This is a genomic window from Pseudomonas nicosulfuronedens, assembly GCF_005877905.1.
Lineage (GTDB): Bacteria > Pseudomonadota > Gammaproteobacteria > Pseudomonadales > Pseudomonadaceae > Pseudomonas > Pseudomonas nicosulfuronedens.
Genome location: NZ_SWDV01000042.1, coordinates 43,941 through 69,540 on the forward strand (window position 1 = coordinate 43,941; position 25,600 = coordinate 69,540).

Genomic DNA, 25,600 nt, shown 5'->3' on the forward strand with positions numbered 1-25,600 from the left:
CCTCTCCCTGAAGGGAGAGGGGACTGTCCGGAGCGGTTGGGAAGATTGGCGTTCGGCTGAGCATTGCTGAGCAACAGGAAAACTGCGTACCTCCAGCAGCGCCGAACAGCTCCCTCTCCCTTCAGGGAGAGGGCTGGGGAGAGGGAACTGTGCTCGACCTCCACTCACAAACTCACCTTCCGCTCGATCCCCCGGAAAGCCGCCTTCTCGCGCATCACCTCGACGAGCTGCACATTCGAAAGTTTCGGCCGCTCGACCAGCAGCGCCGCCAGATGGCCACTGAAAGCCGCGCAGCCCAGGCTTGCACCGGAGCGCCCAGCAACGGTCACCGCCGCGCCGAAATCCGCCTGCGGGCTGTCCAGCCAGGACCACTCTCCTTCGCCGCAACGCGCATCGCCCGTCACCCGGATCACCCCCGGATAGCTCGCCGGAAATACAGGCTCACCCCGCGCCGGGCTGGACGCGCAAACCAGCACGCCGGCTTCGATCAGCCCCGCCACGGCCTCACGCAGGATGGGGCGATCCTGTCGCACGCCCAGGCTCAGGTTGATCACCCGAACGCCCTGCTCGCCCAGCCAATGCAGCGCGGCAGCTATTTGCAGCGGGCTGGTCACGCCACGCTCATCGAAGACCTGGGCGACGCAAAGACGGGCACCGGGCACATGGGAAAGAATGGCTTCGCAGACGACGCTGCCGTGGCCCAGTGCATCCGCCAACGAATCACCCTCGGCATGGCCGTCGTCGGTGAGGAAGAAGCGTCGCGCACCGCTGACGCTCGCGGACTGGGACTCAGCGAAACCACTATCGACCACCCCAACGCGCAGCTCAGGCCTCATGACGCTGCACCGGCTGAGCCTCGCGCACACGCATCTGCCCATCCTGCAATTCCAGGTGCAGGTCTGCAGCGGCCAGGGTCGAAGTACGGTGGCTGATCAGCAGGCGCGTGCGCCCGGCGAACAACTGGTCGATGGCCGCGATCACCTCGCGCTCGGTGCTCTCGTCCACCTGCGACGTAGCCTCGTCGAGCACCAGGATCAGTGGGTCCTGCAACAGCGCGCGGGCGATGGCGATGCGTTGCTTCTGCCCGCCGGAAAGCTGCTGGCCGCGCTCGCCCAGCGGGCTGTCGAGGCCTTCGGGCAGGCTGGTGATCAGGCTGCCGAGCTGCGCCGCGCGGGCGGCCTTCTCGATGGCCTCGCGGCTCGACTCGGGCGCGCTGTAGGCCAGGTTGTCGGCCAGGCTGCCACGGAACAGCACGATGTCCTGGCTGACCACCGCCACGCGCCGACGCAGGGCTTGCAGGTCAAGTTCGCGCAGGTCCACGCCGTCCAGCAGGATGCGTCCCTGGTCGGGGTCGTAGAAACGTTGCAGCAGGTCGATCAGCGTGCTCTTGCCAACGCCCGAGGGGCCGCTCAGCGCGACCTTGAGGCCGGCGGGAATCACCGCCTGTACAGCTTGCAGGACCGGCTGCGCGCGGCCCGGCCAGGCGTAATGCAGGTTTTCCAGGCGCAGCTCACCCACCGACGGCATCGGTCGTGGCGCGGTGGGCGAAACGATGGTCGCTTCCTCGCCGCGCAGCTCCATCACCCGGCCGAGGCTGACCGTCATGCGCTGCAGCGCGACGTACAGGCCGAGCAGGCTCTGCACCGGCCCGATGGCCATGCCCAGGTAGGTGGAAAAGGCAATCAGCGAACCCAGCTGCCAGGTCCCCTGCACCACCCAGTAACCGCCGACCAGGAAGGCACAAGCGCGGGACAGCGACATCAGCGTGCCGGGCACCGCCTGGGTGAAGAATTCGGTGAGCTGCAGGCGCAGCAGCTGGCCCAGGTAGCCCTGGCCCAGCCCTTCCAGGCGCCCGGCTTCGCGGTTCTGCTGGCCGGCAGACTGGATGAACTTCATTGCCGGCAACGTCTCGACGAAGAACGACGAAAGGTCCGCCGAACGCTCGCGCAGGCCGCGCGCCTCGCGCTCCACCTTGCGCCGCATCCAGCGTAGCCAGAGCACGTCCAGCGGGATCAGCAGCGCCACCAGCAGCGAGAGTTTCCACGACAGGGTGAGCAACAGCACCAGCGCGCCAACCAGGCCGATCACGCTGGAGACGGCGGAGAACAGCGAGTCCACGGCGAAGCGCTGGATCTCGGCGACGTCACCATCGAGCCGGGACATCAGGTCGCCGATGCGGCGGCGGCCGAAGAAGCTCGGCGACAGGGTCTGCAGGTGGCGGTACAGCGCGTCGCGCAGGGAGAACAGGATGCGCCCGGACAGGCGAGTGTGCAGGTAGCGGTTCAGGCCGGACAACGCCGTGCCGACCAGTCCGACGACGATCATCGCCCCAGCCACCATCACCAGCACCGGGAAGTCCTTCGCCAGCAGGCCGTCGTCGATCAGCGTCTTGGTCAGCCACGGCTGCGCCAGCACCAGCAGCGAGGCGCAGAACGACAACCCCAGCAGGCCGGCGATAACGGCCTTGTGCGGACGCACGAAGCCGTACAACCAGCGCAGCGAGGCCTTGAGCGCCTGAGGGTCGTCGCTCTCGATAAGGCGGGTGAAGAACATCAGCCCACCTTGAGTTGCTTGAGCTTGCGGTACAGCGTGGCGCGACTGATACCCAGCGCGTCGGCAGCCGCGGAGACGTTGCCCTGGTGGCGCTCCAGCGCCTGGCGGATCAGCTCCAGTTCGTTCTCGCGGATGCTGCCGCTCTGCGGACGCTCGCCGGCGGCGAGTTCGTCCAGGGTGCTGTCCGGCAGGTGGTCGAGGTTCAGTTCCTCCTCGCCCTCCTCGCGCATGGCCAGCGCCGTGCGCAGGACCATCTCCAGCTGGCGGATGTTGCCCGGCCAGTGGTACTCGCGCAGCAGGCCGAGCAGTTCGGCGGAAAGTTTCACCTTGGGCGCACCAAGGCGCGCAAGCAGGCCGCTAGCCAGTTCGGCGAGGTCGTCGCGCTCGCGCAGCGCCGGCAGCTTCACGCTGATGCCGTTGACGCGGTAGTAGAGGTCTTCGCGGAAGTGCTTTTCTTCCACCAGGCGCTTGAGGTCGCGGTGGGTGGCGCAGATCAGCGCGACGTCGATGTCCTGCTCCTCACCGGCCCCCAAGGGCGCCACCTTGCGCTCCTGCAGCACGCGCAGCAAGCGCGCTTGCAGGGCCAGCGGCATATCGCCGATCTCGTCGAGGAACAGCGTGCCGCCGTGGGCCTGCTGCAACCGGCCGACCATGCCACCACGCCGCGAGCCGGTGAAGGCGCCGTCGCGGTAGCCGAACAGCTCGGACTCGATCAGGCCTTCGGGAATCGCCGCGCAGTTCACCGCGACAAAGGGCTTGTCGCTGCGCGCGCTGGCCTGGTGCAGGGCGCGGGCCACCACTTCCTTGCCGCTGCCGGTTTCACCCAGCAGCAGCACGGGGAGTTCGTTCACAAGCCCCTGGCGCGCCATGCGCAGCGCACGGGCGTAACGCGGGTGACTGCCGGCCAGGGCTTCGAGTTCGGGACCGGCGGCCGGGCGTGGCGCGCGGGCGCTGACCGGCACCGCGTGGCTGCGCAGCGGTGCCTGGAGAGTCTTGTAGAAAAGCTCACCCTTGGGCGTCTGCAGGCTGCCGACACCGCCCTGGTAGAGACGGCCGAGCAGCTGGTCGCCGCGCAGGCCGAGAAGGTCTTCGCTGCGCCGGCCCACCAGGCTTTCGCGGTGGGCACCGAGCAGTTGGCAGGCCTGGCCGCTGACGGCCAGCACCTTGCCGTCGAGGCCCAGCGCCAGCAGACCCTGCCAGGCGGAATCCAGGTACTGGCGGCGGTAATGGAAGGCGATCACCACCTGCCCCGGATGGCTGACGGCGAACAGCCGCGCCTCGATCTGGAACACCGCGAGGCTGAGCAGCGAGAGGCTTTCGCGCGGGCCGGAAAGCGGTCCTTCGCGGGTCATGTCGAGCACGCCGAGCAACGTGCCCTGTGGCCCTTCGATGGGTACCGAGGTGCAGGAGAAGCGGCTCAGGCGGTCGAGGAAGTGTTCGCCGCAGTCGATCTGCGTGGCACGCTTTTCCACCAGCGCGGTACCCAGGGCGTTGGTGCCGCGGGAGGCCTCGCTCCAGCAGGCGCCCTGGACGATGTCGGCCAGTCCCTTGCTCTGCATGCGCTCGCGGGCGCCCTCGACGGAGAGGATGGTGGCGTCGGCGTTGGCCAGGATGATCACGCCGTCGTGGCCCTGGCGCTGTTGCAGGTAGTCGAGCTCGGGGGTGGCGGCGTCGAGCAGCAGGCGGTTGCCGGCCAGCAGCACGTCGGGTTTGACGCGCGTGTCGAGGCCGTGCTCGGTGCCGCTGGCGCAGTCCAGGCCATGGCCGACGCTGCGCCGCCAGGAGGCGTCGATTTCCTCGCGGAGCACGCCGCTGGGGACTTCGCCTTCCTGTTGCAGGCGTTCACGGGCCAGGTGGGCTTCACGCAGCAGGTCGCTGCTTATTGTTCTTGTAGTCATGCATCGCTCCGGTAGGTTCCGCGCCCCATTTCAGGGAGGTCGGGCGCGGAACTCGCAGGCTGGTCAGGGCTGTGTACACCCGCAGACGGCGTCAGTAAAGGGGAAGCCCCCGGTAGGAAAGTCTAGTAGGGAGCAGCAGGCAATTCCCGCGCCACTCCCCCTTCTCACTCGCTTGCTGCGCCGCCATCGAGTTGTGTTGACAGTGACTCAAGGCAGGTTTACGTTAACGTAAAGGTAAACGACCTAGCAAGAGCATTCCCATGGCCACGACCTACACCATCTCCGAGCTTGCCCGCGAACTGGACGTCACCACCCGCGCCATCCGCTTCTATGAAGAGCAGGAAATGCTCAGCCCCGAGCGCCGCGGGCAGGAGCGTGTCTACAGCGCGAAGGACCTGGTGGCCCTGAAGCTGATCCTGCGCGGCAAGCGTATCGGCTTCTCGCTGGCCGAGTGCAAGGAGCTGATCGACCTCTACGATCCCAGCAGCGGCAACACCCGGCAGTTGCAGACCTTCCTCGACAAGATCACCGCGCGCCGCGCGCAGCTTGAGCAACAGTTGCTCGACATCGAGCAGATGAAACTGGAACTGGACACGGCCGAGGAGCGCTGCCTGGCGGCCATGGCCGAGACTGACAAACCCCGCAAGCAGCGCGCCACGAGCTGACCTCGCCGCCCTGCCGCTCCCTCATCCGCATATAAATACAAGTACAGGTGATCCCATGAGCTACCCCTCCCTCAACTTCGGCCTCGGCGAAACCATCGACATGCTGCGCGAGCAGGTGCAGGGCTTCGTCGCCAGCGAACTCGCCCCGCGCGCCGCGCAGATCGACGCCGACAACCTGTTCCCCATGGACATGTGGAAGAAGTTCGGCGACATGGGCCTGCTCGGCATCACCGTCGCGGAGGAATACGGCGGCGCCAACATGGGCTACCTGGCCCACGTCATCGCCATCGAGGAGATCAGCCGTGGCTCGGCGTCGGTCGGCCTGTCCTACGGCGCGCACTCCAACCTGTGCGTCAACCAGATCAAGCGCAACGGCAACGCCGAGCAGAAAGCCAAGTACCTGCCCAAACTGATCAGCGGCGAGCACATCGGCGCGCTGGCCATGAGCGAGCCCAACGCCGGCTCTGACGTGGTGTCGATGAAGCTGCGCGCCGAAAAGCGCGGCGACCGCTTCGTCCTCAATGGCAGCAAGACCTGGATCACCAACGGCCCGGACGCCAACACCTACGTGATCTACGCCAAGACCGAGCCGGAGAAAGGCGCCCACGGCATCACCGCATTCATCGTCGAGCGCGACTGGAAAGGCTTCAGCCGTGGCAGCAAGTTCGACAAGCTGGGCATGCGCGGCTCGAACACCTGCGAGCTGTTCTTCGATGACGTGGAAGTGCCGGAAGAGAACGTGCTGGGCGCCGTCAACGGCGGCGTGAAGGTGCTGATGAGCGGCCTGGACTACGAGCGCGTGGTACTGGCCGGTGGCCCGATCGGCATCATGCAGGCCTGCATGGACGTGATCGTCCCCTACATCCACGACCGCAAGCAGTTCGGCCAGAGCATCGGCGAGTTCCAGCTGATCCAGGGCAAGGTCGCCGACATGTACACCCAGCTCAACGCCAGCCGCGCGTATCTGTACGCTGTGGCCCAGGCCTGCGACCGTGGCGAGACCACCCGCAAGGACGCCGCCGGGGTGATCCTCTACACCGCCGAGCGCGCCACGCAAATGGCCCTGGACGCCATCCAGATCCTCGGCGGCAACGGCTACATCAACGAGTTCCCCACCGGCCGCCTGCTGCGCGACGCCAAGCTCTACGAGATCGGCGCCGGCACCAGCGAAATCCGCCGCATGCTGATCGGCCGCGAGCTGTTCAACGAGACTCGCTAATCCCATCCGCATCCGTCCCTGTAGGAGCGAGCTTGCTCGCGAACCCGCCTGGCATCTGGGCTGTTCGCGAGCAAGCTCGCTCCTACAAAAGAATCCCGCTCGTGGAGACGCCATGACCATCCTCGGCACCCAACTCAACACCCGTTCCCCGGAATACGCCGCCAACGCCGCGACCATGCTGGAGAACGTCCAGGACCTGCGCGCCGTCCTCGGCCGCGTCCATGAAGGCGGCGGCGCCGCCGCCCAGGCCAAGCACACCGCGCGCGGCAAGCTCTTGGTGCGCGAACGCATCAATCGCCTGCTCGACGCCGGCTCCCCTTTCCTCGAAGTCTCCGCCCTCGCCGCCCATGACGTGTACGGCGAAGACGTCGCCGCCGCCGGCGTGGTCGCCGGCATCGGCCGGGTGGAAGGCGTGGAGTGCATGATCGTCGGCAACGACGCCACGGTGAAAGGCGGCAGCTACTACCCGCTGACCGTGAAGAAGCACCTGCGCGCCCAGACCATCGCCCAGCAGAACCGCCTGCCGTGCATCTACCTGGTGGACTCCGGCGGCGCCAACCTGCCGCGCCAGGACGAAGTCTTCCCCGACCGCGAACACTTCGGCCGCATTTTCTTCAACCAGGCCAACATGAGCGCCCAAGGCATTCCGCAGATCGCCGTGGTGATGGGCTCCTGCACCGCCGGCGGTGCCTACGTGCCGGCGATGAGCGACGAGACCATCATGGTGCGCAACCAGGCCACCATCTTCCTTGCCGGCCCGCCGCTGGTGAAGGCCGCGACCGGTGAGGTGGTGAGCGCCGAGGACCTGGGCGGCGCCGATGTGCACTGCAAGACCTCCGGCGTGGCCGACCACTACGCCGAGGACGACGAGCACGCGCTGGCCATCGCCCGCCGCTGCATCGCCAATCTCAACTGGACCAAACAGGGCCAGCTCAACACCCGCGCCCCGCGCGCGCCGCTGTACGCCAGCGACGAGCTGTACGGGGTGATCCCGGTGGACAGCAAGCAGCCTTTCGACGTGCGCGAGATCATTGCGCGTCTGGTCGACGGCAGCGAATTCGACGAGTTCAAGGCGCTGTTCGGCACCACCCTGGTGTGCGGCTTCGCCCACCTGCACGGCTACCCGGTGGCGATCCTCGCCAACAACGGCATCCTCTTCGCCGAGGCCGCGCAGAAAGGCGCGCACTTCATCGAACTGGCCTGCCAGCGCGGCATCCCGCTGGTGTTCCTGCAGAACATCACCGGCTTCATGGTCGGCCAGAAGTACGAGGCCGGCGGCATCGCCAAGCACGGCGCCAAGCTGGTCACCGCCGTGGCCTGCGCCCAGGTACCGAAGTTCACCGTGATCATCGGCGGCAGCTTCGGCGCCGGTAACTACGGCATGTGCGGCCGCGCCTACGACCCACGCTTCCTGTGGATGTGGCCCAACGCGCGGATCGGCGTGATGGGCGGCGAGCAGGCCGCCGGCGTGCTCGCCCAGGTCAAGCGCGAGCAGGCCGAACGCGCCGGCAACGCGCTGTCCGCCGAGGAAGAGGCGAAGATCAAGGCACCGATCCTCGAACAGTACGAGCGCCAGGGGCATCCCTACTATTCCAGCGCACGACTGTGGGACGACGGCGTGATCGACCCGGCGCAGACCCGCGACGTACTCGGCCTCGCCCTCTCCGCCTCGCTCAACGCGCCTGTCGAAGCGACCCGCTTCGGCGTCTTCCGTATGTAAGGCCGCTGCCATGACCGACTCTCAGAACATCGCCTTTCAGAATATTGAGCTCGATATCGACCCGCGCGGCGTCGCCAACCTGTGGCTGAACCGCCCGGAGAAGAACAACGCCTTCAACGCCCAGACCATCGCCGAGCTGATCCAGGCGCTGGCCTCCGTGGCCAGCGACGACCGCGTGCGCCTCGTCGTGCTGCGCGGCCGTGGCCGCCACTTCTGCGGCGGCGCCGACCTGTCGTGGATGCAGGAATCCGTGCAGCTGGACTACCAGGGCAACCTGAACGATGCCCAGCAGCTCGCCGAACTGCTCTACAACCTGCACCAACTGCAAAAGCCGACCCTGGCCATCGTCCAGGGCGCGGCCTTCGGCGGCGGCGTGGGTCTGGTCTCCTGCTGCGACATGGCGCTGGCCGCCGAGGACGCGCAGTTCTGCCTGTCCGAAGTGCGCATCGGCCTGATCCCAGCCACCATCGGCCCGTTCGTCAGCAAGGCCATCGGCCAGCGCGCCGCCACCCGCTACGCCATGACCGCCGAGCGTTTCAGTGGCATCCGCGCCCGCGAGTTGTGTCTGGTGGACGAAACCTACCCGGCGGCCGAACTGGACGACGAGGCCGAGGCCTGGATCGCCAACCTGCTGAACAACAGTCCGGCGGCCCTGGTGGCCTGCAAGGCGCTGTTCCATGAAATCGGCGCCGGTGAACTGACCCCCGAACGCCGCCGCTACACCGAAGCCGCCATCGCCCGCATCCGCATCAGCCCCGAGGGGCAGGAAGGCCTGCGCGCCTTCCTGCAGAAGCGCAAGCCGGCCTGGCAGGAGCAAGTCTGATGAAGAAGATCGATACCCTGCTGGTGGCCAACCGCGGCGAGATCGCCTGCCGCGTGATGCGCACCGCCAAGGCCCTGGGCCTGACCACCGTGGCCGTGCACAGCGCCACCGACCGCCACGCTCGCCACGTCGAAGAGGCGGACATCGCCATCGACCTGGGCGGCGCCAAGCCGGCTGAAAGCTACCTGCGCGCGGACGCCGTACTGGCCGCCGCTAAAGCCGCCGGCGCCCAGGCCATCCACCCCGGCTACGGCTTCCTCTCGGAGAACGCCGGCTTCGCCCGCGCCTGCGAAGAGGCCGGGCTGGTCTTCCTCGGCCCGCCGGCCAGCGCCATCGACGCCATGGGCAGCAAGTCCGCGGCCAAGGCCCTGATGGAAACCGCCGGCGTGCCGCTGGTACCCGGCTACCACGGCGAGGCCCAGGACTACGCCACCTTCCAGCGCGAAGCGCAGCGCATCGGCTACCCGGTGCTGCTCAAGGCCGCCGCCGGTGGCGGTGGCAAGGGCATGAAGGTGGTCGAGCGCGAAAGCGAACTGGCCGAGGCGCTGGAGTCCGCCCAGCGCGAAGCGCAGTCCGGATTCGGCGACTCGCGCATGCTGGTGGAGAAATACCTGACCAAGCCGCGCCACGTGGAAATCCAGGTGTTCGCCGACCAGCACGGTCACTGCCTGTACCTCAACGAACGCGACTGCTCGATCCAGCGCCGCCACCAGAAGGTGGTGGAAGAAGCACCGGCACCCGGTCTCTCCGCCGAACTGCGCGCCGCCATGGGCGAGTCCGCCGTGCGCGCTGCCCAGGCCATCGGCTATGTCGGCGCCGGCACCGTGGAGTTCCTCTACGACGAAGGCAGCGGCCAGTTCTTCTTCATGGAGATGAACACCCGCCTGCAGGTGGAGCACCCGGTCACCGAAGCCATCACCGGCCTCGACCTGGTGGCCTGGCAGATCCGCGTCGCCCGTGGCGAGCCGCTGCCGATCACCCAGGAACAGGTGCCGCTGAATGGCCACGCCATCGAAGTGCGCCTGTATGCCGAAGACCCCGAGGGCGGCTTCCTGCCCGCCAGCGGCCACCTCGCGCTGTACCGCGAACCCGCCGCCGGCCCTGGCCGCCGCACCGACAGCGGCATCCGTGAAGGCGACGACATCTCGCCGTTCTACGATCCGATGCTGGCCAAGCTGATCGCCTGGGGTGAGAACCGCGAAGAAGCGCGCCAGCGCCTGCTGTCGATGCTCAGCGAAACTGCCGTGGGCGGCTTCAAGACCAACCTGGCATTCCTGCGTCGCGTGCTGGCTCACCCGGCCTTCGCCGAGGGCGAACTGGATACCGGCTTCATCGGCCGCTACCAGGACGCCTTGCTGCCCGCCCCCACCGCGTTGCCTGAACGCTTCTGGCAGCTGGCCGCGGAGGCCTGGGTGCAGAGCGAAGCCGCCCGTGTGCGCGGTGACGACGCTCATTCCCCGTGGTCCGCCCAGAGCGGCTGGCGCAGCGGCCTGCCGGGGGAAACCGACCTGCACCTGCTGGCCAAGGGTGAGTCGCAAGTGGTGCGCCTGCGTCATACCGACGGCCAGCGCATCGCCAAGCTCGATGGACAGTACCTGGACGTGAAGGACGGCGAGATTCGCCGCCGCCACCAGGTAATCCGCCGTGGCGACAGTCTCTATCTGGAATGGAACGGCGAGCTGGTCAGCGTGCAGCGTTTCGACCCCATCGCCGAGGCCGAAGCCGCGCATTCGCACCAGGGCGGACTGGGTGCCCCCATGAACGGCAGCATCGTGCGCATCCTGGTCGAACCCGGCCAGAGCGTCGAAGCCGGCGCCGCGCTGGTGGTGCTCGAAGCCATGAAGATGGAACACAGCATTCGCGCGCCGCACGCTGGCGTGGTGAAATCGCTGTATTGCAGCGAAGGCGAGCTGGTGTCCGAAGGGACAGCGCTGGTCGAACTGGAAGAAGCGCCCGCCTGACGCCGGTGCTCGGCTCTTCGTAGGAGCGAGCTTGCTCGCGAACGCATTGCACCCTGGGTGACCGGTGTGAAGCGGGTTCGCGAGCAAGCTCGCTCCTACAAGTAGAACCAGCCTTCGCCCCGAACCCAACGAGGAACATCCATGACCCTGCCCCAATCCGTCCGCCTGGTCGAAGTCGGCCCGCGCGACGGCCTGCAGAACGAGAAGCAACCCATCGCCGTGGCCGACAAGGTACGCCTGGTGGACGACCTGACCGCCGCCGGCCTGGGTTACATCGAGGTCGGCAGCTTCGTCTCGCCCAAGTGGGTGCCGCAGATGGCTGGCTCGGCCGAAGTCTTCGCCGGCATCCGGCAGAAGGCCGGCGTCACCTACGCCGCCCTGGCGCCGAACCTGAAGGGCTTCGAAGCCGCGCTGGAATCCCAGGTGAAGGAAGTCGCGGTGTTCGCCGCCGCCTCCGAAGCCTTCTCGCAGAAGAACATCAACTGCTCGATCAAGGAGAGCCTGGAGCGCTTCGTCCCGGTGATGGAAGCGGCACGCCAGCATGGCGTGCGCGTGCGCGGCTACGTCTCGTGCGTGCTCGGTTGCCCCTATCAGGGTGAAGTGGACGCAGCGCAGGTCGCCGCCGTCGCCGCGGAACTGCACGCCATGGGCTGCTACGAAGTTTCTCTCGGCGACACCATCGGCGTCGGCACCGCCGGCGCAACCCGGCACCTGTTCGAGGTCGTCGGCCAACGTGTGCCGCGCGCGCAACTGGCCGGGCACTTCCACGACACCTACGGCCAGGCCACGGCGAACATCTACGCCAGCCTGCTGGAAGGCATCGCGGTGTTCGACAGCTCGGTCGCCGGTCTCGGCGGCTGCCCCTACGCCAAGGGCGCCACCGGCAACGTCGCCACCGAGGACGTGCTCTACCTGCTCAACGGCCTGGGCATTCACACCGGCATCGACCTGGACCTGCTGATCGACGCCGGCCAGCGCATCTGCGCGGTGCTCGACAAGCCAAATGGCTCACGCGTGGCCAAGGCGCAACTGTCCAAGCGTTGAGACACTGCGCTTTTCGTAGGAGCGAGCTTGCTCGCGAACAAAACCCGCTGCCGGCCCGGTTCGCGAGCAAGCTCGCTCCTACGAAGAGCCCCTCCTGCTGACCCTGCCGCCACATCCCGGTACAGTGCGCCCTCTGCCCTCCCCGCACACGGCCTGCGCATGACCGACACCCACAGCCTCAAGGATTACCCCAGCGTCCGCCAACTGGCGATCCGCTCGCTGTTCGAGATCTTCGAGCAGTTCAGCGAAGGCACGGTGATCGTCGACCGCGAGGCGCGCATTGTCTGGATCAACCAGCGCTACGCCCAGCGCTTCGGACTGGACAGCGCCGAGCAGGCCATCGGCCGCCCCGTAGAACAGGTGATCCCCGGCAGCCTGATGCGCGAAGTGGTCAGCAGCGGCCGGCCGATGCTGCTGGACATCCTCGACATGACCAAGGACCCGCTGGTGGTCATGCGCGTGCCGATCCGCGACGACGCGGGCGAGGTCATCGGTGGCATCGGCTTCGCCCTGTTCGACGAACTGCGTGCGCTGTCGCCGCTGCTCACCCGCTACCAGCGCATGCAGGCCGAGCTGGCCTCGACCCGCTCGCTGCTGCAGGCGCGCCAGGCGAAATACAGCTTCGGGCATTTCATCGGCACCAGCGCCGCCAGCCTGGAAGTGAAGCGCCGCGCGCGTCGGGGTGCCGCCAGCGAAGCGCCGATCCTGCTGCTGGGCGAGACCGGCACCGGCAAGGAGCTGCTCGCCCACGCCATTCATGCCGCTTCTCCACGCGCCGACAAACCCTTTGTCAGCCTCAACGCCGCCGCTATTCCCGAAACCCTGCTGGAGGCCGAATTCTTCGGCACCGCGCCGGGCGCCTTCACCGGCGCCGACCGCAAGGGCCGCGCCGGCAAGCTGCAGATCGCCCAGGGCGGCACGCTGTTCCTCGACGAGATTGGCGACATGCCGCTGACCTTGCAGAGCAAACTGCTACGGGTGCTACAGGAGAAGGAGTTCGAACCGGTCGGCTCCAACGAAGTCCTGCGCAGCGACATCCGCCTGATCGCCGCCACCTCCATCGACCTCGACGCCGCCGTGCGCGAGGGCCGCTTCCGCGCCGACCTGTTCTACCGCATCAACGTCCTGCCGATCGAAATTCCACCGTTGCGCGAGCGCCTGGAGGATTTGCCGGCACTGTGCGAAGCCATCCTCGACGGCCTGCGCGACGACCGCCAGACGCTTTACGAACTGAACGCCGATGGCCTCGCCCTGCTCGCCCGGCATGCCTGGCCGGGCAACGTGCGCGAACTGCGCAACCTGCTGGAGCGCACTGTGCTGCTGGGCGACCGCCCACAGATCGACGCCGCCGCGCTGCGCTCGGCACTGGGCGAGTTGCAGCCACTGCCCGCCGCCTCGACGACACCGGGAACCCGTCTGGCCGAGGGGCAGGACTTCTACGCAGCGCGGGACGCCTTCGAGCGCGAGCTGATTGCCAACACCCTGGCCGAGCACGCCGGCAACGTCGATGCAACCGCGCACCGCCTGGGTCTGGGGCGCTCGACGCTGTACAAGAAGATGGCAGCACTGGGCCTTCAATCCTGAAAAAGAGACAAGTCTCAAAAAAGAGACAATCACTCAAAACTCTTGATTTAAGGCCCCCAGGCGATCCAATCCGTCGCCTTGTCTCCAATTAGAGACAAACCGCTTCTCCCCATTCACGAAAATCTCAAAATAAGACTTACAAATCAAATAGTTACAATCCTGGCACGGTCCTGGCTATGTCGCCTCTCGCGGCCTTCGCGCCGCACAGCCGACATAACAACAATCAACGCTGCCCGAACGCGAACAGACCCCAGCGGACACCACGGCTAGTCCCGCTTCGCACACGGCGCCGCGCCAGGAGATCACCCGATGAGCCGCTCCACGCTCAATCATGCCGCCGTCATCACCGCCCTCGGTTCCACCCTCGCCCTTTCGCCCCAGGCCTTCGCCGAATTCCTTGCCGACAGCAAGGCCAGCGTCGAACTGCGCAACTTCTACTTCAACCGCGACTTCCGCCAGGACAACGCCGCACAATCCAAGCAGGAAGAGTGGGCGCAGGGCTTCCTGCTGCGCTATGAATCCGGCTACACCGAAGGCACCATCGGCGTGGGCGTCGATGCCCTCGGTCTGCTCGGCGTCAAGCTGGACTCCAGCCCCGACCGCGCCGGCTCCGGCCTACTGCCGCGCGACAAGGACAAGGTCAACGGCGCACCGGACGACTACAGCGAGCTGGGCCTGACCGCCAAGCTGCGCGCCTCGAAAAGCACCCTGAAGATCGGCACCCTGCTGCCCAAGCTGCCCACCGTGCTGGCCAATGATTCGCGCCTGCTGCCGCAGACTTTCGAAGGCGCGCACCTGAATTCCGCCGAGTTCGCCGGCCTCACCTTCGACGGCGGCCGCCTGCGCCAGGTGAGCCAGCGCGACTCGTCCAACCGCGAGGACATGACCGTCACCAGCGGCAGCGCGCGCGGCATCGTCGCCACCGCCACCAGCGACCAGTTCGACTTTGCCGGCCTGAACTACAAGTGGACGCCACAACTCGCCACCGGCTACAGCTACGCCAAGCTCGACGGGCTCTACGACCAGCACATCGTCAACCTGGTGCACGTGCTGCCCATCGCCGCCGGCCAGTCGCTGAAGACCGACCTGCGCTACGCCCGCTCCGACGACGACGGCCACAGCAACGTCGACAACCGCGCCTTCGGCGCGATGCTCACCTACACCCTCGGCGGCCATGGCTTCGGCGCCGGCTACCAGAAGATGAGCGGCGACACCGGCTTCGCCTACATTGGCGGCACCGACGCCTTCCTGGTCAACTTCGTGCAGATCGGCGACTTCGCCAACCGCGACGAGAAGTCCTGGCAGGCGCGCTACGACTACGACTTTGCCGCCCTCGGCGTGCCCGGCCTGACCTTCATGACGCGCTACCTGTCCGGCGACAACATCGAACTGGGCGCGGGCAAGCCCGAAGGCAAGGAATGGGAGCGCGATACCGATCTCGGCTACGTGGTGCAGAACGGACCACTGAAGAACGTCGGCGTGAAGTGGCGCAATGCGACAGTTCGCTCCAGCCACTTCGGCAACGACCTCGACGAAAACCGTCTGATCCTCAGCTACGTGCTGCCGCTCTGGTAATCGCCTGATCGTCACTCGCCCCCACTACAACAAGAACGACGCGCGGCCCGAGGCCGCGCGACAACTGGAGATACTTAGATGAGCGTGGTCATCGCCCTCGCGGCCCTCGCCCTGCTGATGCTCGCCGCCTACCGCGGCTACAGCGTGATCCTCTTCGCCCCCATCGCCGCGCTGCTGGCAGTGCTGCTGACCGACCCTTCCGCCGTCGCCCCGGCCTTCACCGGGGTGTTCATGGAGAAGATGGTCGGCTTCGTCAAACTCTACTTCCCGGTGTTCCTGCTCGGCGCGGTGTTCGGCAAGTTGATCGAGCTGTCGGGCTTCTCGCGCTCCATCGTCGCCGCGGCCATCCGCCTGCTCGGCACCAGCCAGGCGATGCTGGTGATCGTGCTGGTCTGCGCCCTGCTCACCTACGGCGGCGTGTCACTGTTCGTGGTGGTGTTCGCGGTCTATCCGTTTGCCGCCGAGATGTTCCGCCAGAGCAATATCCCCAAGCGACTGATCCCGGCGACCATCGCCCTGGGCGCCTTCAGCTTCACCATGGACGCCCTGCCCGGCACCCCGCAGATCCAGAACATCATCCCCACCGCCTTCTTCAACACCACCGGCTGGGCTGCGCCCTGGCTGGGCGTGATCGGCAGCCTGTTCGTGTTCAGCGTGGGCATGCTGTTCCTCCGTCGCCAGGCCGGCAAGGCGCGCGCCGCCGGTGAAGGCTACGGCACCGAGTTGCGCAACGAGCCGGAAACCGCCGACGACATGAAACTGCCCAACCCGCTGCTGGCACTCTCGCCACTGGTGCTGGTGGGCGTCGCCAACCTGCTGTTCACCCACTGGATTCCCCAGGTCTACGGCAAGACCCACAGCCTGCAACTGGCCGGCATGGCCGCGCCGGTGGCCAGCGACGTAGCCAAGTTGACCGGCATCTGGGCGGTGCAGGCGGCGCTGCTGCTGGGCATCCTGCTGGTGCTGGTGACCAGCTTCGCAGTGATCCGCAGCAAGATCGCCGAGGGCAGCAAGACCGCCGTGTCCGGCGCACTGCTGGCGGCCATGAACACGGCTTCGGAATACGGCTTCGGCGCGGTGATCGCCTCGCTGCCGGGCTTCCTGGTACTGGCCGACGCACTGAAGAAGATTCCCGATCCGCTGGTCAACGAGGCCATCACCGTCACCACCCTGGCCGGCATCACCGGCTCGGCGTCCGGCGGCATGAGCATCGCCCTGGCGGCCATGTCCGAACAGTTCATCGCCGCCGCCCATGCCGCCAACATCCCGCTGGAAGTACTGCACCGGATAGCGGCCATGGCCTCCGGCGGCATGGACACCCTGCCGCACAACGGCGCGGTCATCACCCTGCTCGCGGTCACCGGCCTGACCCACCGCGAGGCCTACAAGGACATCTTCGCCATCACCCTGATCAAGACCCTCGCGGTGTTCGTGGTGATCGGCACCTTCTACGCCACCGGAATCGTTTAAGCCGGTTGTTTTCAAGCGGTCGCCGCGCGGCGACCGCCCCGTTCCAGAGGAGATTTGCATGACACTCAAGGGCAAGACCGCACTGGTCACCGGCTCCACCAGCGGCATCGGCCTGGGCATCGCCGCGCGCCTCGCGCAGGCGGGCGCCAACGTGGTGGTCAATGGCTTTGGCGATATCGACGCGGCCGTGCGCGAGCTGTCGGTGCATGGCACGCGCATCGGCCACCACGGCGCGGACATGGCGCAACCCGAGCAGATCGCCGAGATGATCGCCTACGTCGAGCGCGAGTTCGGCAGCCTCGACATCCTGGTCAACAACGCCGGCATCCAGCACGTCGCGGCGCTGGAAGACTTCCCTGTGGAGCGCTGGAACGCAATCATCGCCATCAATCTCTCCTCGGTGTTCCACACCACCCGCCTGGCGCTGCCGGGCATGCGCCAGCGCGGCTGGGGACGCATCCTCAATATCGCCTCGACCCACGGGCTGGTTGCCTCGGCAGGCAAGAGTGCTTATGTGGCCGCCAAGCACGGCGTGATCGGCCTGACCAAGACCACTGCACTGGAAACCGCCACCACGGCCATCACCTGCAACGCCATCTGCCCCGGCTGGGTGCTGACGCCGCTGGTACAGCAGCAGATCGACGCGCGCATCGCCGCCGGCGCCAGCCCCGAACAGGCGCGCCACGACCTGCTGGCGGAGAAACAGCCGTCGCTGGATTTCGTCACCGCCGACCAGCTCGGCGAGCTGGCGCTATTCTTGTGTTCTGAAGCCGCCGCTCAGGTTCGCGGCGCCGCCTGGAACATGGATGGCGGCTGGGTCGCGCAGTGATTCCTGAGCCCCACCGAAGCACTTCCGGCGACGCTTCATGTCAAGATGATGGGTACCGCCTGTCGGCGGTGCCCACCGATCCTTCGCTGGAGTCGTCGTCAATGAACCCACTGCTCTGGACACCCTCCCCCGAACGCATCGCCGTCACCCGGATGGACGCCTTCCGTCGCAAGGTGGCGCAGCAGCACGGAGTCGACCTGCCCGACTACGCTGCGCTGCACGCCTGGAGCATCGCCGAACGCGAGGCCTTCTGGCTGGCCATCGTCGACACCTTCGGCGTGCAGTTCCACGAGGCGCCCACGGCGGTCCTCGAGGAAGGCCCGGAAATGCCCGATGCACGCTGGTTCCCCGGCGCCACCCTGAACTTCGCCGAGCACCTGCTGCGCCGCCGCGACCACCAGCCGGCGCTGATCGCCATCAGCGAGGATGAACGCCGCGAGGTCATCAGCCATGCCGAACTGGCCGCCCAGGTTGCCGGGCTGCAACGTGCCCTGCGCGAAGCCGGCGTAGGCGTCGGCGACCGCGTCGCGGCCTTCATGCCCAACACCTGGCAGACCGTGGTCGGCATGCTCGCCACCACCAGCCTGGGCGCCACCTGGTCGAGCTGCTCGCCGGACTTCGGCACCCATGGCGTGATCGACCGTTTCGGCCAGATCGAGCCCAAGGTGCTGATCGCCTGCGCCGGCTACCGCTACGCCGGCAAGGTGCTGGACCTCACCGCCAAGCTCAACGAAATCCTCGCCCAGCTGCCCAGCCTGGAACAGCTGGTGATCGTCCCCTACGCCAACGGCCACGCTCGCCGCAGCGACTTCCAGACGTCGGCGCGGGTCAGCCTCTGGCAGGACTTCTTCCACAGCGGCGGCGAACCGGTGTTCACCCCGGTGCCCTTCGACCACCCGCTGTACATCCTCTACTCCTCCGGCACCACGGGCGTGCCCAAGTGCATCGTCCACGGTACCGGCGGCGTGCTGCTGCAGCACCTGAAGGAACACGGCCTGCACGTCGACCTGGGCCAGGACGACACGCTGTTCTACTACACCACCTGCGGCTGGATGATGTGGAACTGGCTGGTCTCGGGCCTCGCCGTCGGCGCCACGCTGGTGCTCTACGACGGCTCACCCTTCCACCCCGGCCCCGAGCGCCTGATGGACCTGATCGACGCGGAGCACATCAGTGTGTTCGGCACCAGCGCCAAGTACATCGCCGCGCTGGAGAAAGCCAATGTGCGCCCGCGCCTGACCCACTCCCTGGAGCGTCTGAAGACGCTCCTCTCCACCGGCTCGCCGCTGGCCCACGAGAGCTTCGACTACGTCTACCGCGACGTGAAACCCGACCTCTGCCTGTCGTCGATCTCCGGCGGCACCGACATCGTTTCCTGCTTCGCCATCGGCAATCCGACCGCGCCGGTGTGGCGTGGGGAAATTCAGTGCAAGGCGCTGGGCATGGCGGTGGAGGTCTGGGACGCGGCCGGCAAAGCGGTGTTCGGCGAAAAAGGCGAGCTGGTCTGCGTGCGGCATTTCCCGTCGATCCCGGTGGGCTTCTGGAACGACGAGAACAACGAGAAGTTCCTTGATGCCTACTTCGCCACCTTCCCCGGCGTCTGGGCCCACGGCGACTATGCCGAGGAAACCGAACACGGCGGCCTGGTGATCCACGGCCGTTCGGATGCCGTGCTCAACCCCGGCGGCGTGCGCATCGGCACGGCGGAAATCTACCGCCAGGTGGAGAAGGTCGAGCAGGTGCTGGAATCCATCGCCATCGGCCAGGACTGGCAGGGCGACGTGCGCGTGGTGCTGTTCGTGCGCCTGCGCGACGGCGTGGACCTCGACGAAACGCTGCAGGAACGCATCCGCCAGACCATCCGCAGCAACACTACCCCGCGCCATGTGCCAGCGAAGATCCTCGCGGTCACCGACATCCCGCGGACCATCAGCGGCAAGATCGTCGAACTGGCGGTGCGCAACGTGGTGCACGGGCGGCCGGTGAAGAACACCGACGCATTGGCCAACCCGCAGGCGCTGGAGTTGTTCAGGGATCGCAAGGAGTTGGAGAGCTGAACGGGTGGTTGGGTAGAGGCACAGCATGGGTATCGCTTCGCTCCACCCATCCTACGAGAACCCAACCCACGGCATGCGCCTGCGATCGCCACATGAGACGCTCATACATAAGCAGGCAGACCTCCGGATGCGTGGTCCGGAGGCCGTTGTGTAGGATGGGTGGAGCGAAGCGATACCCATCAATCCCGTAACGGGCTACTCGTCCAGCGACTCGGTGCCCAACTCGTCCCACACCGCCTCGGCGAGGTGGAAGGTGGCGTTGGCCGCCGGAATGCCGCAGTAGATTGCGCTCTGCAGCAGCACTTCCTTGATCTCCTCGCGGGTCACCCCATTGTTGCGTGCGGCTCGCAGGTGCAGCTTGAGTTCGCCTTCGCGGTTCATGCCGATCAGCATGGCGATGGTGATCAGGCTGCGGGTGTGGCGCGGCAGGCCGGGGCGGGTCCAGATATCACCCCAGGCGTGGCGGGTGATCATTTCCTGGAACTCTTCGTTGAAGGCGCTGCGCTTCTCCAGGCTGCGGTCGACGTGGGCATCGCCGAGCACCGCGCGGCGGACCTGCATGCCGGCTTCGTAGCGTTCTTTCTCGTCCATCTCAAACTCCGATATGAGGCTGTAGGAGCGAGCTTGCTCGCGAACAAACCCCGCTGGGGGGCCCAGGTTCGCGAGCAAGCTCGCTCCTACGAAGAGCAGTTACGCGCGCAGGAAGGAAAGCACGCGCAGGCTGAAAGCATCGCCAGCCTGCACGTTGGACAGGTGTGCGGCACGAAACTCCACCAGTTCCGCGCCGGGAATACGCGCCTGCAGGAAGCGGCCGTCCTCGGTGGTGGTCACCGGGTCGGCAGCGCCGCAGACCACCAGGGTCGGCGCCGTGATCGCGCCGATTTCGCCGCGGAAGTCAGCATCGCGCACGGCCGCGCAGTTGGCCGCATAACCTTCCGGCGACGTCTGCGCGAGCATGTCGACGATAGGCTCGACCTTGCCCGGCTGGCCTTCCGCGAAGTCTGCCGTGAACCAGCGCGAAATCGACGCATCGCGCAGGTTGCGCATGGCCTCGGCGCCGCCACTGAGCACAGTTTCGATGCGCGGGTTCCACACCTCAGGCGTGCCGATCTTGGCAGCGGTGTTGCACAGCACCAGACGCTCGATGCGCTCCGGCGCGTGAATGCCCAGCCACTGGCCGATCAGGCCGCCCATGGACAGGCCGCAGAAGTGCGCGCGAGGGATGTCCAGTGCGTCCAGCAGGGCCAGCACGTCACGGCCATTCTGCTCGATACTGTAGGGACCGGGAGTGACCAGCGAAACGCCATGGCCACGGGTGTCATAACGCAGCACGCGGAAATGTTCGGTGAAGGCCGCGACCTGCGCGTCCCACATGTGCAGGTCGGTGCCCAGGGAGTTGGACAGCACCAGCACCGGCGCACCGGCCGGGCCTTCCAGTTGGTAGTTCAGGTCGCCATCGGCGAGACGTACGGCAGGCATGCAAGGGCTCCTAGCGCGCTTCTTATTGCAAAGAAAGTTCTTGATGTTCGGCCAGCGCGCGCTCGACCCAGCGGCGCGCCTGGCCCAGGTAATGGGCAGGATCGAGCAGGCGATCCAGCTCCCCGGCACTCAGTTGAGCGGCGACTTCGGCATTGGCACCAAGCACCGCACGAAGGTGCGCGCCCTCCTTCACCGCCTGCTTGCAGCACTGCTCCACCAGGTGATGCGCAGCATCGCGGCCGATACGCTGGGCCAGGGCGATACTCACTGCTTCGGCCAGTACCAGGCCGCGGGTCAGGTCGAGGTTGGCGAGCATGCGCTCGGCATCCACTTCCAGGCCCGGCACGAGGGACAGCGCCTGTTGCAGGGAACCGGAGACGAGACAGCACAGCTCCGGCAGGCTTTCCCATTCGGCGTGCCACAGACCGAGGCTGCGCTCGTGCTCCTGGGGCATGGCGGAAAATAGCGTCGATACCAGACCGGGCGCACGGGTGGCAGCGCCGATCAGCACGGCAGCCCCCACCGGGTTGCGCTTGTGCGGCATGGTGGAAGAACCACCCTTGCCCGGCGCGGAAGGTTCGAAGACTTCACCGGCCTCGGTCTGCATCAGCAGGCTGAGGTCGCGGCCCAGTTTGCCGAGGCTGCCGGCGATCAGGCCGAGCAGGCTGGCGAACTCCACCAGGCGGTCGCGCTGGGTGTGCCAGGGTTGCTCGGGCAGTTGCAGGTCCAACTCTTCCGCCAGCGCCTCGGCCACGGCAAAACCCTGCTCGCCCAAGGCGGCGAGGCTACCGGAAGCGCCGCCGAACTGCAGGCACAGCAGGCGCGGCTTGAGCTCGTTCATGCGCTGGCGATGGCGAGTCATTGCACCCAGCCAGCCGGCGACCTTCATGCCGAGGGTGACGGGCGTGGCGTGCTGCAGCCAGGTTCGGCCGACCATGGGTGTGCCAGCGTGGGCTTGGGCTTGAACGGCGAGCGCGTCGGCGAGCTGGGCGAGATCGCTCTCCAGCAACTCGATGGCGGCGCGCAGCTGCAGCACCAGACCGGAGTCCATGGCGTCCTGGCTGGTGGCTCCAAGATGCACGTAGCGCTCGGCCTCGGCGTCCTCGGCAGCGATGCGTTTGCCCAGCGCCTTCACCAGCGGGATTGCGGAATTGCCAGCGCTGCAGATGGCCTGGGCCAGTGCATCGAAATCGTAGAGTTCGGCACGGCAGCCGGCGGCGATGGGCGCCACGGCGCTTGCCGGGATCACACCCACGCGGGCCTCAGCACGGGCCAAGGCGGCCTCGAAGTCGAGCATGCCCTGCACCCGGCCCTCGTCGCTGAAGATCGCGCGCATGGCGGGCTGGGTGAAGTAGGCGTCGAACAGCAGGTTGGTGCTCACGAGGCAGCTCCAGAGATCGGCGGGCGTGGTCGGGACAGTATGATCGCAGAGACGAACCTTGTAGGAGCGAGCTTGCTCGCTCCTACAAGAGCTAAACGCGCTCGACCACCAGCGCCACGCCCTGCCCTACGCCCACGCACATGGTGCACAGGCCCAGCTTGCCGCCCGTCTTCTGCAACTGGTGCACAGCCGTGAGCACCAGGCGAGCACCACTGGCACCCAGCGGATGGCCGAGGGCGATGGCGCCGCCGTTGGGGTTCACCCGCGCATCGTCATCGGCGACGCCGAGTTCGCGGGTCACTGCCAGTCCCTGGGCAGCGAAGGCTTCATTCAGCTCGATGACATCGAACTGCCCCATCGACAGGTTCAGGCGCTCCAGCAGCTTGCGCACCGCCGGCACCGGGCCGATGCCCATCACTCGCGGGGCAACACCGGCACTGGCCATGCCGAGCACTTTCGCGCGCGGGGTGAGACCGTGTTTCTTAACCGCTTCGGCACTGGCGAGGATCAGCGCCACAGCGCCGTCGTTGACGCCCGAGGCGTTGCCGGCGGTGACGGTCTTGCCTTCACCGTTGACCGGCTTGAGCTTGGCCAGCGCTTCGGCGGTGGTGTCCGGGCGCGGGTGTTCGTCGGTGTCGACGACGGTCTCGCCCTTGCGGCCCTTGATCACCACCGGGACGATTTCCTCGGCGAAGTAGCCGTTGGCCTGTGCAACACCAGCGCGCTGCTGGCTGCGCAGGGAGAAGGCGTCCTGGTCGGCGCGGTTGACCTGGTAGTCGTCAGCCACGTTGTCGGCGGTCTGCGGCATGGCATCCACGCCGTACTGCGCCTTCATCAGCGGGTTGATGAAGCGCCAGCCGATGGTGGTGTCCTCGATCTTCTGTCCACGACCGAAGGCGCTGTCGGCCTTGCCCATCACATAGGGTGCGCGGGACATGGACTCCACGCCGCCGGCGATGGCCAGCTCGGCCTCGCCGCTGGCAATGGCGCGGAAGGCAGTGCCCACCGCGTCCAGGCCCGAGGCGCAGAGGCGATTGAGGGTGACGCCCGGCACGATTTCTGGCAGGCCGGCCAGCAGCAGCGCCATGCGCGCCACGTTGCGGTTATCTTCGCCGGCCTGGTTGGCGCAGCCGAGGTAAACCTCGTCCAGCGCGGCCCAGTCGACTTGCGGGTTACGTTCCACCAGCGCCTTCACCGGCACCGCGGCGAGGTCGTCGGCGCGCACGCCAGACAGCGAGCCGCCGAAGCGACCGATGGGTGTGCGCACGGCATCGCAGATGAAGACCTCGCGACTCATTCCTCACCTCCCAGCTGGCCGTGGGCGGCGGCGGTGCGGGCTTCAAGGGCGCGCAAGGCTTCCAGTTCCACGTCGGTCGGCGCGACGGTTTCAGTTACCTGCTCGGCGAAGCGGATCGCCCAGCCAGTAGCCTCCACAACCTGCTCGCGGGTCACGCCCGGATGCAGAGAAGTGACGATGAATTCGTTGCTGCCGGCTTCCGGCTCCATGATGCAGAGGTCGGTGATGATCGCCACCGGGCCTTTACCCGGCAGGCCGAGCTGCTGGCGGTGGTCGCCGCCCTCGCCGAAGCCGACCGAGGTGATGAAGGCCAGCTTGTCGACGAAGGTGCGGTGGGACTGCTTGAGGATGATCAGCACTTCCTTGGCGGAACCGGCGATCTCCGGCGCGCCGCCGGCGCCGGGCAGGCGCACTTTCGGCTTGTTGTAGTCGCCGATGACGGTGGTGTTGATGTTGCCGAAGCGGTCGACCTGGGCGGCACCGAGGAAGCCGACGTCGATGCGCCCGCCCTGCAGCCAGTAGCGGAAAATCTCGCCGGTGGGCACCACGGTGTCTGCGGTTTCGGCCAGTTCGCCGTCACCGATGGACAGCGGCAGCACGCTGGGCTTGGCGCCGATGGGGCCGGATTCGTAGATCAGGACCACGTCCGGCGATGCGGTCAGGCGCGCCAGGTTGGCGGCCTTGGATGGCAGGCCGATACCGACGAAGCAGACGGCGCCGTTCTTCAGGCGGCGGGCGGCGGCCACGGTCATCATTTCATTGGTGCTGTAGGCGCTCATTACTTGGCCTCCGCGAGCTTGCTACGAAACTCGCTGAAATCTTTCGTGCCACGGATGTAGGTATCGATCCAGGCGTTGAAGGTATCGCGGTCACGGGCGATCGGGTCCCAGGCCTGGTAGAAGCGGTTGTCGCGCTCGGAGTAGCCGTGGGCGTAGGACGGGTGCGAACCGCCCGGCACCAGGCAGACGGCGGACAGCGCCCAGGTCGGCAGTACACAGGAGTTCATCGGCGCATTCAGGTCGTCGACGATTTCCTCGACGGTGACGATGCAGCGCTTGGCGGCCAGGGCGGCTTCCTTCTGCACACCGAGGATGCCCCACAGCAGCACGTTGCCCTTGCGGTCGGCCTTCTGCGCGTGGATCACGGTGACGTCCGGGCGCACCGAGGGGACGGCGGCCAGTTGCTCGCCGGTGAACGGGCAGTTGATGAACTTGATGTTCGGGTTGACCTTCGGCAGGTCGGAGCCGGCGTAGGCACGCAGCACCGCGAACGGCAGGCCCGAGGCGCCGGCGACGTAGGAGTTGGCGAGGTCGGCGTGGCTGTGCTCGTCGATCTCCAGGTCACGCGGCCAGCCCTTCTCCACCGCGTCACGCAGGCGATGCAGCGAACCGACGCCGGGGTTGCCACCCCAGGAGAAGGTCAGCTTGCGCACGCAGCCGGCGCCGATCAGCAGGTCGTAGACCAGGTCGGGCGTCATGCGCACCAGGTGCAGGTCTTTCTTGCCCTGGCGGATCAGCTCGTGGGAGGCAGCGGTCGGGATCAGGTGGGTGAAGCCTTCGAGCGCGACGGTGTCGCCGTCGTTGACGAAGCGCTCGACCGCTTCGCGGAGAGTCAGGAGTTCAGCCATGGTCGGTCTCGTTGTAGGCGTGGTGCAGGTGGGAAAAAGGTACCGCCGGGGGGATGGGCGAACAATGCGATAATCGACTATTGGTGCGAATATCGAACACTTCTCTTAGGGGGCTAACGGCTGTGCTTCTGGCTGGAGATTGCCATCCGAGTGGACGCGAACGCCAAAGCAACAGGGAACGCTGGGTAGGATGGGTGGAGCGCAGCGATACCCATGCTGGCGGTACATGGATCGATGGGTATCGCTTCGCTCCACGCCATCCTACGGCGGGGTTACCGGCAGGGTCGGAGCCGGCGGAAAATCAGGCTTGCTGCAAGGCGCGGGGGCGGTTGCTGCGGTCTTCGGCGTCGGCGGAAACGGCCTGCTGCAGCTGGAAGTCGAACTCGATCTCGGCGAAGCGCCCTTCCACACCGCGCGC

20 protein-coding genes and 1 pseudogene are annotated in these 25,600 nt (G+C 66.9%); 11 read left to right on the plus strand and 10 right to left on the minus strand.

Annotation, left to right across the window (positions count from 1 at the left end):
• Positions 1 to 164: 164 nt before the first annotated feature.
• Genes qhpE through FAS41_RS25825 form a run of 3 tightly spaced genes read right to left on the minus strand, consistent with a single transcriptional unit; the run spans position 165 to position 4,451 of the window.
• Positions 165 to 836: a subtilisin-like serine protease QhpE gene (qhpE, locus tag FAS41_RS25815; protein ID WP_138526197.1), complete on the minus strand. Its 672-nt coding sequence runs from the start codon at positions 834 to 836 to the stop codon at positions 165 to 167.
• Positions 826 to 2,553 carry an ABC transporter ATP-binding protein gene (locus FAS41_RS25820; RefSeq protein ID WP_138526198.1) on the minus strand — a complete coding sequence of 576 codons (1,728 nt, stop codon included), beginning with the start codon at positions 2,551 to 2,553 and terminating at the stop codon, positions 826 to 828. The genes qhpE and FAS41_RS25820 overlap by 11 nt, the downstream gene beginning before the upstream one ends.
• Positions 2,553 to 4,451: a sigma-54-dependent Fis family transcriptional regulator gene (locus tag FAS41_RS25825; RefSeq protein ID WP_138526199.1), complete on the minus strand. Its 1,899-nt coding sequence runs from the start codon at positions 4,449 to 4,451 to the stop codon at positions 2,553 to 2,555. Before FAS41_RS25825 ends, FAS41_RS25820 begins: the two co-directional genes overlap by 1 nt.
• Before the next feature lie 260 nt (positions 4,452 to 4,711).
• Here FAS41_RS25825 and FAS41_RS25830 point away from each other — a divergent pair, with 260 nt between their 5' ends.
• From FAS41_RS25830 to FAS41_RS25880, 11 genes are all read left to right on the plus strand, one after another.
• Positions 4,712 to 5,116, plus strand: coding sequence for a MerR family transcriptional regulator (locus FAS41_RS25830; protein WP_138526200.1), 405 nt, complete (start codon positions 4,712 to 4,714; stop codon positions 5,114 to 5,116).
• A 55-nt stretch (positions 5,117 to 5,171) separates the two neighbouring features.
• The gene (locus FAS41_RS25835; protein WP_024765596.1) at positions 5,172 to 6,335 is read left to right on the plus strand and encodes an isovaleryl-CoA dehydrogenase; all 1,164 of its coding nucleotides are present in this window, start codon (positions 5,172 to 5,174) and stop codon (positions 6,333 to 6,335) included.
• A gap of 112 nt (positions 6,336 to 6,447) precedes the next feature.
• Positions 6,448 to 8,055, plus strand: a complete 1,608-nt coding sequence (locus FAS41_RS25840; RefSeq protein WP_138526201.1) for a carboxyl transferase domain-containing protein — start codon at positions 6,448 to 6,450, stop codon at positions 8,053 to 8,055.
• 10 nt (positions 8,056 to 8,065) lie between these two features.
• Positions 8,066 to 8,878 (plus strand): gamma-carboxygeranoyl-CoA hydratase, encoded by an 813-nt coding sequence (locus tag FAS41_RS25845; protein ID WP_138526202.1) that lies wholly within the window; start codon positions 8,066 to 8,068, stop codon positions 8,876 to 8,878.
• Positions 8,878 to 10,839, plus strand: coding sequence for an acetyl/propionyl/methylcrotonyl-CoA carboxylase subunit alpha (locus FAS41_RS25850; RefSeq protein WP_138526203.1), 1,962 nt, complete (start codon positions 8,878 to 8,880; stop codon positions 10,837 to 10,839). Before FAS41_RS25845 ends, FAS41_RS25850 begins: the two co-directional genes overlap by 1 nt.
• 141 nt (positions 10,840 to 10,980) lie before the next feature.
• Positions 10,981 to 11,883, plus strand: a complete 903-nt coding sequence (locus FAS41_RS25855) for a hydroxymethylglutaryl-CoA lyase (RefSeq protein ID WP_138526204.1) — start codon at positions 10,981 to 10,983, stop codon at positions 11,881 to 11,883.
• 159 nt (positions 11,884 to 12,042) lie between these two features.
• Positions 12,043 to 13,467 (plus strand): sigma-54 interaction domain-containing protein, encoded by a 1,425-nt coding sequence (locus FAS41_RS25860; RefSeq protein ID WP_138526205.1) that lies wholly within the window; start codon positions 12,043 to 12,045, stop codon positions 13,465 to 13,467.
• 309 nt (positions 13,468 to 13,776) lie between these two features.
• The gene (locus FAS41_RS25865; protein ID WP_138526206.1) at positions 13,777 to 15,042 is read left to right on the plus strand and encodes an OprD family porin; all 1,266 of its coding nucleotides are present in this window, start codon (positions 13,777 to 13,779) and stop codon (positions 15,040 to 15,042) included.
• A gap of 78 nt (positions 15,043 to 15,120) precedes the next feature.
• Positions 15,121 to 16,512 carry a GntP family permease gene (locus FAS41_RS25870; RefSeq protein WP_138526207.1) on the plus strand — a complete coding sequence of 464 codons (1,392 nt, stop codon included), beginning with the start codon at positions 15,121 to 15,123 and terminating at the stop codon, positions 16,510 to 16,512.
• Between the two features lie 58 nt (positions 16,513 to 16,570).
• The gene (locus tag FAS41_RS25875; protein WP_138526208.1) at positions 16,571 to 17,341 is read left to right on the plus strand and encodes a 3-hydroxybutyrate dehydrogenase; all 771 of its coding nucleotides are present in this window, start codon (positions 16,571 to 16,573) and stop codon (positions 17,339 to 17,341) included.
• Positions 17,342 to 17,442: 101 nt separating this feature from the next.
• Complete coding sequence (locus FAS41_RS25880; protein ID WP_138526209.1) at positions 17,443 to 19,398, plus strand: acetoacetate--CoA ligase; 1,956 nt, start codon at positions 17,443 to 17,445, stop codon at positions 19,396 to 19,398.
• Between the two features lie 195 nt (positions 19,399 to 19,593).
• On the opposite strand, the gene pcaC is transcribed toward FAS41_RS25880, so the two are convergent.
• From pcaC to FAS41_RS31225, 7 genes and pseudogenes are all read right to left on the minus strand, one after another.
• A complete protein-coding gene (pcaC, locus tag FAS41_RS25885) occupies positions 19,594 to 19,989 on the minus strand; it encodes a 4-carboxymuconolactone decarboxylase (protein WP_138526210.1) in 396 nt (131 codons plus the stop codon).
• A 99-nt stretch (positions 19,990 to 20,088) separates the two neighbouring features.
• On the minus strand, positions 20,089 to 20,877 hold the full coding sequence (pcaD, locus tag FAS41_RS25890; RefSeq protein ID WP_138526211.1) for a 3-oxoadipate enol-lactonase: 789 nt from the start codon (positions 20,875 to 20,877) through the stop codon (positions 20,089 to 20,091).
• A gap of 22 nt (positions 20,878 to 20,899) precedes the next feature.
• Positions 20,900 to 22,258, minus strand: coding sequence for a 3-carboxy-cis,cis-muconate cycloisomerase (locus tag FAS41_RS25895; RefSeq protein WP_138526212.1), 1,359 nt, complete (start codon positions 22,256 to 22,258; stop codon positions 20,900 to 20,902).
• A 91-nt stretch (positions 22,259 to 22,349) separates the two neighbouring features.
• Positions 22,350 to 23,555, minus strand: a complete 1,206-nt coding sequence (pcaF, locus tag FAS41_RS25900; protein ID WP_138526213.1) for a 3-oxoadipyl-CoA thiolase — start codon at positions 23,553 to 23,555, stop codon at positions 22,350 to 22,352.
• Positions 23,552 to 24,334 (minus strand): CoA-transferase subunit beta, encoded by a 783-nt coding sequence (locus tag FAS41_RS25905; RefSeq protein WP_138526214.1) that lies wholly within the window; start codon positions 24,332 to 24,334, stop codon positions 23,552 to 23,554. Before FAS41_RS25905 ends, pcaF begins: the two co-directional genes overlap by 4 nt.
• Positions 24,334 to 25,182, minus strand: a complete 849-nt coding sequence (locus tag FAS41_RS25910; RefSeq protein ID WP_138526215.1) for a CoA transferase subunit A — start codon at positions 25,180 to 25,182, stop codon at positions 24,334 to 24,336. Before FAS41_RS25910 ends, FAS41_RS25905 begins: the two co-directional genes overlap by 1 nt.
• Positions 25,183 to 25,483: 301 nt before the next feature.
• Positions 25,484 to 25,600, minus strand: a pseudogene (locus FAS41_RS31225) (catechol 1,2-dioxygenase); the annotation flags it as partial.